The 12,763-nt window shown below is 53.6% G+C and carries 10 protein-coding genes; 3 read left to right on the top strand and 7 right to left on the bottom strand.

Annotation, left to right across the window (positions count from 1 at the left end; genetic code table 11):
* Positions 1–114: 114 nt before the first annotated feature.
* The 7 genes from V2P20_RS12275 to V2P20_RS12245 all read right to left on the bottom strand — a co-directional run bounded on the left by V2P20_RS12275 (position 115) and on the right by V2P20_RS12245 (position 8,446).
* Positions 115–573: a hypothetical protein gene (locus V2P20_RS12275; RefSeq protein ID WP_331818704.1), complete on the bottom strand. Its 459-nt coding sequence runs from the start codon at positions 571–573 to the stop codon at positions 115–117.
* A 268-nt stretch (positions 574–841) separates the two neighbouring features.
* Positions 842–1,297: a hypothetical protein gene (locus V2P20_RS12270; protein WP_331818702.1), complete on the bottom strand. Its 456-nt coding sequence runs from the start codon at positions 1,295–1,297 to the stop codon at positions 842–844.
* Between the two features lie 7 nt (positions 1,298–1,304).
* The gene (locus V2P20_RS12265; RefSeq protein WP_331818700.1) at positions 1,305–1,712 is read right to left on the bottom strand and encodes a transglycosylase SLT domain-containing protein; all 408 of its coding nucleotides are present in this window, start codon (positions 1,710–1,712) and stop codon (positions 1,305–1,307) included.
* 302 nt (positions 1,713–2,014) lie between these two features.
* The gene (locus V2P20_RS12260; protein WP_331818698.1) at positions 2,015–2,677 is read right to left on the bottom strand and encodes a hypothetical protein; all 663 of its coding nucleotides are present in this window, start codon (positions 2,675–2,677) and stop codon (positions 2,015–2,017) included.
* A 243-nt stretch (positions 2,678–2,920) separates the two neighbouring features.
* A complete protein-coding gene (locus V2P20_RS12255) occupies positions 2,921–7,663 on the bottom strand; it encodes an NAD-glutamate dehydrogenase domain-containing protein (protein WP_331818696.1) in 4,743 nt (1,580 codons plus the stop codon).
* A 10-nt stretch (positions 7,664–7,673) separates the two neighbouring features.
* Positions 7,674–8,099, bottom strand: coding sequence for an ATP-binding protein (locus V2P20_RS12250; protein ID WP_194968626.1), 426 nt, complete (start codon positions 8,097–8,099; stop codon positions 7,674–7,676).
* An 8-nt stretch (positions 8,100–8,107) separates the two neighbouring features.
* Entirely contained in the window at positions 8,108–8,446 is a 339-nt protein-coding gene (locus V2P20_RS12245) for an STAS domain-containing protein (RefSeq protein ID WP_331818693.1), read from the bottom strand.
* A 195-nt stretch (positions 8,447–8,641) separates the two neighbouring features.
* Between V2P20_RS12245 and putA the strand changes: the two genes are divergently transcribed.
* The 3 genes from putA to bfr all read left to right on the top strand — a co-directional run bounded on the left by putA (position 8,642) and on the right by bfr (position 12,666).
* Positions 8,642–11,749, top strand: a complete 3,108-nt coding sequence (gene putA, locus V2P20_RS12240) for a bifunctional proline dehydrogenase/L-glutamate gamma-semialdehyde dehydrogenase PutA (protein ID WP_331818691.1) — start codon at positions 8,642–8,644, stop codon at positions 11,747–11,749.
* Positions 11,750–11,860: 111 nt separating this feature from the next.
* Positions 11,861–12,184, top strand: a complete 324-nt coding sequence (locus V2P20_RS12235) for a (2Fe-2S)-binding protein (protein WP_331818689.1) — start codon at positions 11,861–11,863, stop codon at positions 12,182–12,184.
* A 17-nt stretch (positions 12,185–12,201) separates the two neighbouring features.
* Complete coding sequence (gene bfr, locus V2P20_RS12230; RefSeq protein ID WP_194968629.1) at positions 12,202–12,666, top strand: bacterioferritin; 465 nt, start codon at positions 12,202–12,204, stop codon at positions 12,664–12,666.
* The last annotated feature ends 97 nt before the right edge of the window (positions 12,667–12,763 follow it).

Genomic DNA, 12,763 nt, shown 5'->3' with positions numbered 1-12,763 from the left:
ACAAACACCGAAAAGCTATTTGCTTATATTAAAGTCAGATCCGTGATCACCGGGCTTGTCCAACAACCGGTTCAGATTGTGGTTCGCTTTGCTCACACAATCTAACCTTATTCGTTATGCGTTTGTATGTGCACGAATTTTTAGCAACTCTCTGCTGCCCTGTGTTTTTAAAACTGCTCCCATATACGCGCAAAGTAAACAAAAACACAAAATGCCAGCATGCTGAAGCAGGGAAAGCTGTTTTTCCGTGAATGCCAATAGCAGCAATATGAGGGAGAAATATAAAAATAGCGTAAAAGAAAGCAGGTACGACTGCACAACCATGACATATTGCAGAAAGCGTTCGATCCTTGGGAATTTTATTGGGTCATCAATTTGGTGCTGCAAAAATTTTCCACACTTGCTTGCCAAGCCGGGAATTGAACGAAAAAACGACAACATACTATTGCTCTGAATTATTTTGATGATGCCGTGTATGGGAAGTAAAAATAAGAAACCTCCCCATGCAATTAGCAGTGTAGTTTGAAGCCAATGTGGAAATAAATTTAGATTCTCTAATATGATATTTGTCACAGCCCTTATCTCCTTAAGGTGCATAATATGATATATATGACATCGACTGTCTTATAAAAAACTGATTTGTCGTATATTTTTCATAAATCCATTTAATTGATTGTTTTTATTACTCCAGATGTACCTCAACAGGGTACAGCGATCAAACAAACGCGACAATTTTCCTTTCCGAATAAATTTGCTAAAAATCTTCCGTAACATGTCAGTGGCTGATCGATGTGATCGGATTACTGGCGCGATTCCGCCTTACAAGTTAGGTGACTTGCGTTTAGTCTCCATGGCGTGTAAGAAAGTCTTTCTTAATGCTTTCTGGGAGAACAGAATAGTCGTCCTCGATACCATACCAGCGAGTTGAAACCCGGGACTCTTCCCTTGAGAAAAAGCCAACCCACAGTCGCGCCTTCTTAACGTCAATCACCACCGTGGCCATGTCTGATGGACAGTTGTGCGGGCGACATTTGTTTACGACAAGTAACCCCTCGATATCTCTCACTGGTGTTTCGGAAGTCAGCCCGGATAAGTTTGAGGCTTCAAACTTCGGAAGAAGCTTCTTCAATGATGCTCTAATCTCAGGTTGCGAAAGCAGCCCGGATTTGGTGGCTCCAACAGGTATGGAGGGATATTTGCCAATCCAGTCCGTGGCAAATGTCCAATCATCCTTGGCATGTGTGGAACTTATGCAACTGATAAATAGGGTCAGTGAAATGATTATAAATGCGCGCATCAAGGCCTCACTTGTGTATCTTGTGCAGAGCGGCCACTGGATGTTCGGAGTCACCTTTGAGGCATATTTCGCAGGCCACAATAGACTTTGAATACCCTTGCCCCGTCCCGAAACTCTTATCGACGCCGCCCATTCTGTTCTTTGCTATATCCAAATACATTGTGCCGCATTGAATGTTCTTTACAGCATCGGTCATTTCTTCATGCTCGAAGTGGATACCTTTTGGAGTGCATTTGTTGACCATGTCAACTGCCCCTTTTGTCATTTGCATGAGGCCAGTTGCCGATGATTCGCTGTTCATAATTAAAGGATCAAATCCAGACTCCTTCCATATCAAGCAAATCACGAACTCATCGGAGAAATCCTTCGACATGTTGTTCTCGCTTACCAGTTTCTTAATTTCGTCATACGTCATTACTTGCTCCTTGTGTGTTGAACGGTTCGTGCTAGATCTGAAAATGTCCTGCGTATAAAGTCGCCTAATGTTATGGTCAGGGGCGCGCCGCTGGCGGAAACCCAGCATGAGCGGCGTTAAATGCTGGGTTTAGCAGCCCAACCTACCATACTTCAATGGTGGCGGATTGCTGGCGCGAATCCGCCTTACGAGTTGAAAATGTCTTGCATAAAAGTTGCCTAGAGTAAAAGTGAGCGGCCTGCTCGGCTTTTTTTTGCGCAGGTCCGCTCGATTTGCCGGGTTAGCCCGAATGTGAGTGGGATTCATGCAGAAATCTCTTGAGTACCGCCGAGGGTCCCATGCTCGATCGCTGGGAACTCAACAAATTGGAAACCCTTGTCGCGTATCTTTACGTAGTAAATGAAGTTCTGAATCGGTAAATCATAAACTGAGTTGTAATAGTCCTCTTCCGTAGACAGGGAATTCCATGTGGCAAAATATTTACTCATTAGGGCAATGTAGCCGTCATTCGCGATCAACGTGTGACTCGATGGGAAGCACCACCCGGAAGGTGACTTGAGAAAAACCAGATCAGCTTTCCTTGAAAATAGAAGATCCGGATACTCGATCTCAACCTCAAACCAATCGTCGTGAGGAGTATCAATCCAATTGACGACAACCCTATTCACAACAACATCATCGATGATTAGACCGCGCTCTCCCGTTAAACCATCAAGTATTGGCTTAATGATGTTGTCGATATCGTAAACGCCGGGATTCTTCTCTCTTCTGATATGCTGGCAGTAGTAATCGATGGCTATCCAACAAGTGCCCGTAACGATGTATTCCGATTGACAGGTTATCTCCTGCAATTCTTTTTTGAAGGCAGCTCGTTTTCCGCCATCGTTTTGCAGTGAAACAGGCCTGGTGTGAACGGCAAATTTCACAAATCCCTGTTCAAAGTAGTTTAAGTCGAAATCAGGCATCGTTATAGACAGGCTAACGTGATATATACGACATCGACTCTCTTATAAAAAACCTGATTTGTCGTATATTTTTCATAAATCCATTTAATTGATTGTTTCTACTACTCCAAGTGTACATCAACAGGGCACAGCGGGCAAACAAACGCGACATTAACTCCTTGCCGAATAAGTCTGCTAAAAAATCTTCCGTAACATGGCATTTGGTGCCATCCCATATTAAAAGGCAAAACGACATCAACGATTTCAAGCAGCCCCATCCTGATCAACCAAGCTTTCCAGCTCCCTGTTCAAAGCAATATACGGCAATAAACTGGCCGGCAAAGTCATGTCAATTTCCTTGTAAATGCGCCGGTAGCGGTTGACCTTTTGCCTTTCGCGGGGCTGCTCGAAATAAGCGGCGCTGGTTTCGACATTTTTGAGCGCCATCGTCTTGACCAGCTTGCCAACCGTACGCTGCATGCCTTCCTCCAGGTCATTGGCGACTCTTCTCTCCCAATGGTCATGGCGCGGCATGGCCGCCAGGCGGTCATAGATAGTGTAAAGCCCCAGATAAGCGGTAGTGTCGTTGAACAGTTTCAGGATTGCGATGAAGTCCTTCTCGGTTTCGGCAGACAGCGCCACGATCATCGGGAAATTTTCAAGGCTGTTGATAAATACGATCCTGCGAGCCAGCGCCTCAGGAATGCCCTGTTGCCGGTAGGCATCAAAGCGCGTCTGAAACAGCTCGGTTCCGATGAGGCCGGCTTGGTCAAAGTACATTTCGTAAGCCGTCAGATAGAGACGGTAGCGGCGGATGGTCTGCTCGTCCGGACGGATTTTCCGGCCATGAATCAAGGCCCAGCGGCAGAAGCCGGCCAGGATGCTTTCCAGTTCAAGTAGCAGCAAGTATTGCCTGTCGGCGGCCAGCTGATTGTCCAGCGCATGAATGGCCTGCCTGAAGGCGTCGCCGTCCAGCACCTGGTCGAAGGTCAGGTAGCAGGTGACGTTATCCATGGTGTTGACGTTTTGCCTGTCAATGTCGAGGCTCAGAAAACTGCAGCCGGCCTGATTGATGATCTTGTTGCTGACGAAAGTGGCCCTGATTTCGCTGGCCAACGCATGGCTGGACAGATAATCACTGTAGCGCTCATTGACCTGTTCGGGAAAATAAGCCTGCAGATAACATTCGCTGCAGGCCTCTTCGAGTAAAGAGACCTGCTCTTGTATCTGCTGTTTCAGCTGCATCTTGGCGGCCGCCATCAAGACGGCCAGCTCCGGCCGGGTCAGGGTCTGCCCCGGCCGAGCCAGTACCTGCTTGGTCTGGGGAAAGGATTCGACCACCCGATCGAAAATGCCGGCGGCTTCCAGGCGCTCGGCCAGATGCAGGAAAACCTCCGGGTTGTCGGCGCAGCGCCGGACATCGAGCGACAGGCAAAGGCTCTGGGCGTAGTTGCCGGCCAGCACCAGTTGGCAGACCTCGTCAGTCATGCTGACGAAGAGCTGCTGGTAATCGCTGACGACGTTTTTCTTTTGCAGGCCGGTCAGCAGGATTTTCAGATTGACTTCATGGTCGGAGCTGTCAACGCCGGCCGAGTTGTCGACCGCATCGGTGTTGATGCGGCCGCCCTTCAGGCCGTATTCGATGCGCGCCTTCTGCGTGAAGCCCAGATTGGCGCCCTCGCCCACCACGCGCGCACCGAGCTCGGCCGCATTAACGCGCACGTTGTCATTGCTGCGGTCGCCGACCTCTTCGTGTTTTTCTACGGCGGCTTTCACGTAGGTGCCGATGCCGCCCAGCCACAACAGCTCGACCGGCGCGGTCAGCAGGTAGCGGATCAGCGATTCGCCGTCCAGGATTTGGTAGCGCACGCCCAGCCATTTCCTGAGCTCGGCCGAAATCGGGATGTCCTTGGCAGATCTGAGATAGACGCCGCCGCCTTCGGAAATGAGGCTGCGGTCGTAATCGTCCCAGCTCGATCCGGGCAGTTCAAACAAGCGCTTGCGCTCGTTGAACGGCGCATCGCCCGGCATCGGATCGGGATCGATAAAGATATGCTGACCGCTGAAAGCCGCCAGCAGGCGGATGCACGGCGACAGCAGCATGCCGTTGCCGAACACGTCGCCATCCATGCTGCCGATGCCGACCACCGTAAACGGCTCTTGCTGAATATCCTTGCCCAGCTCGCGAAAATGGCGTTTTACGCACTCCCAGGCGCCGCGGGCGGTAATGCCCAGCGCCTTGTGGTTGTAGCCCCTGGAGCCGCCGCTCGCGAACGCATCGCCCAGCCAGAACCGGTAGTCTTCCGAAATCCCGTTGGCGACATCCGAAAACTGGGCTGTGCCCTTGTCGGCAGCCACGACCAGATACGGGTCGGCATCATCGTAAGTCACCAGGCCTTCGGGCTTGATGACCTGATCGCCGTCATAGTTGTCGGTCAAGTCGAGCAGCCCTTTTATCAACGTGATATAGGCTTTTTTGCCGGCCGTTTTCAGATCGGGAGGCACGCCGTTTTTCTTGATGACGAAGCCGCCTTTCGCGCCGGTCGGAATGATCAGCGCGTTTTTGCTGATCTGGGTCTGCATGAGTCCGAGAATCTCGGTCCTGAAATCGTCGGGACGGTCGGACCAGCGTATGCCGCCGCGCGAAATCCGGCCGGCGCGCAGATGGATGCCTTCCATGTCGAACGCATGCACGTAAATCTCATGCTGCGGCCTCGGAGGCTGCAGTTCGATGACGCCGAGGCTGTTGATCTTGAAAGCGACAAAATACTCGGACTGGCTGCGGCGCCGATGGAAATTGCAGCGCATGGTGGCGTCGATCAGATTGAACAGCGTGCGCAAAATCCGGTCGTCGTTGATGTCGGATACCGAGGCAAAGCTTTCGAGCAGTTGCAGGCGCAGCGGGAATAATATCTGGTCTTCCCTGACCATGAGATCCTGCCAGGCCGGGTCCGGCCTGAAGCGGGCTTCAAAATATTTAAACAGAAAATGCGCGACGGCCGGATTATTCAACAAAGCGCGATGCAGACTGGCCAGCGTGGTGTTATGGCCCAGTTGCAAGTAATAATTGCGGTAAGCCCTGAGCACGTCGATGTCCTGCCAGCTCATGCCGGTCATGACCAGCAGGCTGTTGAGTGCGTCATTTTCAGCCTTGCCGTCCAGCATGGACTGGATCATTTCCAGCATGCGGCATTTCAGGCTGTTGAAACTGGCGCACTGGCTTTTGGCCGCCTTGACAGTGAAGCTTTTGATGAACAGCGAAGCGCCGTCGAGCGTGAGACAAAACTGCATCTGGTCGATGACTCTCAGGCCCATGTTTTCCAGCATCGGAATGTATTCATCGAGGAAACGCTCCTGCCGGCTGTAAAAATGCAGCCGGTAATGCTCGATGTCCCGATAAGGGCTCAGCAGGTTGACGCGCTGGGCGCCTGACGCCAGCACCTGCTTCAGCTGCACGATATCCTTGATCGCGTAACGCGGCGACACCCGGGTTTTATATTCCGCCGAGAACAATGACGGGTATTTCTGCCACAACCGGACGTTAATGTCCCGGCCGAAGGCCCTCTCCGCCAGCTGCATGAACGATGCGGACCAGGGCCGGGCCAGCCGGTTCAGCTGGCTGTCCAGCCTGTCGACATTGATCGTGGTCCGTTCCTGTTCAGGGATCAGCACCAGTTGCAGACCGATATAACTGCCGCCCGGGATAATCTTGCGGCTGGTTTCCACGCGGCAGGCCAGTTCCCGGCACAGCAGATCAAACAGAACCGCCTCTATGCCGTCCCTGTAAAGCACGACCGGCACGATGATCAGGGCTGACAGCCTGTTCGGGCTGGCGCTGGCCAGTATCAGCAGCTTGATGACTTCGGGGCGGTAAAGATAGCGTTTCAGCGACTGCGCGATCAGGTGCAGCTGAATGTCATCGGACAGAAACGCTTCGACTTTCGGAAACAGATTGAAGATTTCCTTGAGCTGAAAATATTCATGGCTGTTGCCGTAGACTTTGATGGCATGCAGCGTACGGTCAATTTTTTCATTCAGCGCCGGAATCGTATTGAGGGTTCCGTTCAGCTCCACTTCATCGAACAGGCCGAAGAACGCGTGCTCGATCCACGCGCCGTCTGCCCCGGTCTGCCTGAAGCCCAAATAGACCAACGGACGCGCCTGGACAATCGGGCTGATGACCGGAATGGCTTCAACGATGACTTCGGTTTGCCGGGCCAGTATGTTTTTCAGGCTGCATGGGAAATCCGCATCATAACAGGTATAAGGCGCAATATCGGTTAACGCGTCCTCTGCCAGACTGATCATTTGCTGCGCCGGCAAATCGGACGAAAACCGCTGCCAGGCGACAAAAACGAATGCGTCATCCTTAAGCCAGTCGATAAAGGCGGCGTATTTTTCCAGCGCGGCGGCTTGCTTCAGCCCGTTCAGTTTGCCGTGCATCTCGGCGCGGCTGCGGTCGACCTTTAATGCGGCGGCAATGGCCCGGGCAATGCCTTGCAGCAGCAACGCATCATATTTTTCGTCGACGAACCCCAGACGGATCACAATCAGCAGTTCGGTACCGCCCGATAGCGCGTCGTTTTCCAGATAAACCACATGCCCATCGCGGCGCCTGACGCTTAGAACCGGATGCGCCAGCAATTCGATGGCGATGTCCAGCTTGGTCTGCAAAGCCATGATCGAATCCACGATATGCGGGACATTCTGGCAATTGACCAGCAATAACCGGTTGTCGCCTTCGTCCAGCGGGACAATTTTCATCGCGGCGGCTTCGGGCTTTGTTTCGATAAAGTCCAGTATCTGATCGATCAGCCCGGCCAGCAGCGGAGCCGGAAAAGCAATCAAATAGCTGTCGGGGAACAGCAGATAATCGGCCAGCTTTCTTAAAAACCGGCGTCTTTGGTGGTCTTGGTGGGAGTCAAGAAGGCACTGGACGGCCACCAATTGCTGGCGTTGCCGCGTCCCTTTGACGGCATGTTCATCACTGGTCAGCAAGATATCCAACGGCACTCCCTCATTTCAGGTATTTGACAATCTCCAGCACATTGTAGTCTTCTTGCCGCGTATACGTCACCGAATCCATCAGGGTCTTGATAAAAAAAAGGCCCATGCCGCTTTCCTTGGGATTTTCAAAGTCCGGTACCGGCACGGCTTCGAGATCGAACCCCTGGCCGTGATCGTAAACCTTGATTTTGACGGCATCCTCCTGAATTTGAATCGTTATTCTGACCGTCTCTTCGGGGTTGTTGTAATTGGCGTGCTTGATGGCGTTGATGGTCGCTTCGGTCAGCACCAGGTTTAAATGATAGGCCAATGCCTCGCGGTCGCCGGCAAAATTTTCCAGGTATTTGCCCAAGCCTTCTCCGACACTGCCAATCAAATCCAGATATTTCGTCTGTGTCGGAATGACGACGTCAACCTGAATGTCCGAACTGTACATACAGCCCTCTACGATTCACTTTCAAATGCTTCCTCCAAGTCGGCATAAATTTCAAAAACCCGGTTCAAGCGGGTCAGTTCAAACATCGACAGCACCTGCGGCTGCAAGTTGGACAAAGCCAGCTTGCCGGACCTGGCCGCCGTGTTTTTATAGCCGGACAGCAAGGCGCCTAAGCCTGAGCTGTCGATAAAACGCACACGCTCCAGCTGAACGATGATATTCGTCTCGCCCTGCTCAATCATACCCAGAATATATTCCTTCAATTCCCCGGAGTTGTGTGCATCTATCCTTTCAACTTGAATGAACAGCACGTTATAGCCGTCTATTTTTTCCTGATTCAATTTCATCTTGTTTTTCTTCTGTTCCGGTTCAATCGGCAGGTCTGCCGGCTCGCAAGCCCGGCACCCTATAAAATGTCATCTCTTTTTGCATGTTATCAGGATAATTAATTCATGTCGTCATCCAACAAATTTTTGAGATATCCCTTATTTCATTAGTCTAAAATTCAGCAAAAAGTTCACGATTTTATGGGCGGAACCCGTATGGCAGACACATCGACAATAATCTTGCGCGCGGCGATCAGCCAGGCTTATCTGGCCGATGAGAAGGATATCATCACGGCGCTGACGGCAAGCCTGAATACATACGATGCGGCTGCCGTCGGCGCATCCGCCGAAGCGCTGGTGAACGCGGTCAGAGCCCGAAAGCGGCACACCGCGATTGAAGCGTTTCTGCACGAATACCAGCTCAACTCCCAGGAAGGCATTGTCTTGATGAGCATTGCCGAAGCCCTGCTCCGCATTCCCGATCGCCAGACACAGGACCAGTTTTTGCGGGAAAAGCTGACTGTCGCCGACTGGCAACGCCACGTCCAGCAAAGCGATTCCTTCTGGGTCAACCTGTCGACGCGCGCCCTGGTGTTTACGCGGCAATTCGAAGAGCTGGCAGCGCCATCGGAACAGCATTGGTTTCCGGTCTTCGAGCAACTGCTGTCCCGAATGGGCGCGCCGCTCATCCGCAACGCCATAAATCAGGCCATGCAGCATATGGCCCTGCAATTTGTCATCGCCGAAACGATCGAGCAGGCCATCGCCCATAGCGAACAGCAGCCAACCTACCGTTACTCATTCGATATGCTGGGCGAGGCCGCGTTGACGGCATCCGATGCCGAGCGTTATTTCCAGTCCTACGCCAGGGCCATCGCCGCGCTGGCCGGGCATGCCGGCAACGACGACATTTATGCCAATCCGGGCATTTCGGTCAAATTATCGGCGCTGTGCCCGCGTTATGAGCCGCTGCAACGGGCGCGCGCCGTTAGCGAACTGACGGACAGGCTGCTGCATCTGGCCAATCATGCGCGCGCGGCCAACATTTCCCTGACTGTCGATGCCGAGGAATCCGAGCGCCTGGACATGTCCCTGACGATCTTTGCCGCCGTGCTGGCGCAACTGGACGGCTGGCCGGGTCTCGGGCTGGCCGTGCAGGCATACCAGAAACGCGCCCTGCCGGTCATCCGCTGGCTGGCCGCACTGGCCGAATCGCGGCATTGCAGAATTCCGTTGCGACTGGTGAAAGGCGCCTATTGGGACAGCGAAATCAAGCGGGCCCAGGAAAACGGCCTCAGCGATTATCCGGTGTTCACGCACAAATCGGCGACCGATGTCTCTTATCTGGCCTGCGCGCAATTCATCCTGTCGCGGCCCGATGCGTTTTATCCGCAATTTGCCAGCCATAATGCGCACACGCTTGCCGCCGTCCATCAGATGGGCAAGCAGCATCCGGGCTATGAATTCCAGCGCCTGCACGGCATGGGCGAAGCGCTTTATGACGAAATCATCGAACATCAGGGCTGGCAAGTTCCCTGCCGCGTCTATGCGCCGGTCGGGCATTATCACGAACTGCTGCCCTATCTGGTCCGTCGCCTGCTGGAGAACGGCGCCAACACATCTTTCGTCAATCAGATCGACCATCCCGACATCAGCGTGGCGGATCTGATCGGCGATCCGGTGGCAACGGCAGAGGCGACTGGATTGAAATCGCCGATAGTCCTGCCGCGCGCTATTTATGGCGAACAGCGGCTCAATTCGAGCGGCGTCAATCTGGCCGATCCCGAGGTGTTGAAGCAATTGCAGCAGGATCTGGACGCTTTGGCCGACCGGCACTGGACGGCCGCGCCGCTGATCGACGGTCAGCTTTGCTCGGGCGAGGAACAGATCGTCGTCAATCCCTGGGACAACCGGTTGACGGTCGGCACGGTCAGTCATGCCGGACAGGACCCCATTGAGCGCGCCTTGAAGAGCGCCGCCAGCGCTTTTGAGGACTGGCGGCATTGCCCTGTCGAGACGCGCGCAGCCTGCCTGAAGCGGGCCGCCGACCTGTTCGAACAGCATCGACTGGAACTGGTCTCGCTATGCGTGCGCGAAGGCGGCCGCACGATCAGGGACGCCCTGTCCGAAGTCAGAGAAGCGGTCGATTTCTGCCGCTATTATGCGCAATCCGCGCTCGACTTATTCAGCGAGCCCATCCGGCTGCCCGGCCCGGTCGGCGAAGACAACCGGCTGTATCACTATGGCCGCGGGGTCTATGTCTGCATCAGCCCGTGGAATTTTCCGATCGCGATTTTTACCGGCCAGATCGCCGCCGCGCTCGCGGCCGGCAATGCCGTCATCGCCAAGCCGGCCAGCCAGACCGCGCTGACGGCCATGCGCTGCGTGCGTCTGCTGCATCAGGCCGGCATACCCGAATCCGTGCTGCAATTCGTGCCGGCAGACGGCCGCACGACCGGCCAATACGTCCTGCCCCGTCCGCAGGTGGCCGGCATCGCCTTCACGGGCTCGACGGCCACGGCGCGGTTTATCAACAGGCAATTGACCGAGCATCATCAGATCATCGTGCCGATCATTGCCGAAACCGGCGGCCAGAATGCCCTGATCGCCGACAGTTCGGCCCTGCCGGAGCAACTGGTGCAGGATGCCCTGCTGTCTGCATTCAATAGCGCCGGCCAGCGCTGTTCGGCCCTGCGTGTGCTGTTTGTGCAGGAGGAAATCGCCGATAAAACCATCGCCATGCTGACCGGCGCCATGCAGGAGTTGGTTATCGGCAATCCCGGCCTGACCTCGACCGACATCGGTCCCGTAATCGACCATGCCGCGCTGGGGCCGCTGACGGCGCATCTTGAAATGATGAGGCGGCAGGCCAGGCTGTTCTATCAACTGCCGCTGGGCGATGCCTTGCAGCACGGCAGCTTTATCGCACCGACCCTGATTGAAATCGATTCGCTGTCGCAACTGACCCAGGAAGTCTTCGGGCCGATCCTGCACCTGGTCCGTTACCGCGCAGCCGATCTCGATAAGGTCATTGCCGCCGTCAACGCCACCGGCTACGGCCTGACGCTGGGCATACACAGCCGTATTGCAGCGACGGCCGAAAAAATCCGGCGAGGCGCCAAAGTCGGCAATGTTTATGTCAACCGCAATATGATCGGCGCGGTTGTCGGCGTGCAGCCTTTCGGCGGCATGCGGCTTTCAGGCACCGGGCCCAAGGCCGGCGGCCCCGATTATCTGCGCCGCTTTGTTGTCGAACAGACCGTGACGACCAATACCGCCGCAGTCGGCGGTAATGCGGCGTTACTGACTCAGGATTTGCGGTAGGCTGAGCTGGAGCTTCAGCGTAAACCCGGCATCAGACTTCGAAATGCTGGGTTTACCAACCCAGCCTACCAAACTCAGGGTTTGCGTTAGGATTTACCAGCTCGATCTGCCATGCTACAGGCAAAGTCGCCCTGCAAGTTAATGAATCGCAAAAATATGCTTTGTGTTTTAAATGAGAATTGTTATCATTTGCACAATACTACTTTACCGGAGATTCCCATGTACGTATGTGTTTGCAAAGCAGTTACAGATTCCCAGATTAAAAACGCGATTAATAATGGCGTTTGCACGCGCAAACAGATATTCGATTGCCTTGGCGTCGGCAGAAATTGCGGGAAGTGCAATAAACATATCAAGGAACTGCTTGACGGAAACCGCCGGCAGCAATCTATAATGCAGGAAGCATCAAATGAACCCATTCTTAACGCGTATTAGCAAACAAGAGGTGTAGCATGCAAGGAGACAGTCAGGTTATCGAGTATCTCAATAGGGCGCTGACTAATGAGCTGACCGCCATTAACCAGTATTTTTTGCATGCCCGCATGTACAAAAACTGGGGTTTTCAAAGACTGAACGAGAAGGTCTATCACGAGTCCATCGATGAAATGAAGCACGCCGATCGCTTGATCGAACGCATCCTGTTTCTGGAAGGCCTGCCCAACCTGCAAAGCCTCGACAAGATATTGATCGGCGAAAACCCCCAGGAAATGCTCGAATGCGATTTAAAACTGGAGCACAACGCCATCCCGCTGCTCCGGGAAGCGATTGCCTACTGCGAAAGCGTTAAAGACTATATTTCCAGGGAAATCCTCGAACACATTCTCGAAAGCGAGGAAGAACATGTCGACTGGCTGGAGACCCAGCTTGAACTGATCGGCAAGGTCGGGCTGCAGAATTACCTGCAATCGCAAATGTAAAACGGCTCGCCAATGCGCTCCTATACCGCAAGCCCCGGCCGCATCACATATTTTTACTCCAAATTTACATATGAAGGCGACTGAAGTCGCCCCCACA

Origin of the sequence: Methylobacter sp. Wu1 (genome assembly GCF_036553575.1) — a bacterium.
GTDB lineage: Bacteria > Pseudomonadota > Gammaproteobacteria > Methylococcales > Methylomonadaceae > Methylobacter.
The sequence above is the reverse complement of the archived record's forward strand: the minus strand, read 5'-3'. Positions and strand labels throughout refer to the sequence as shown.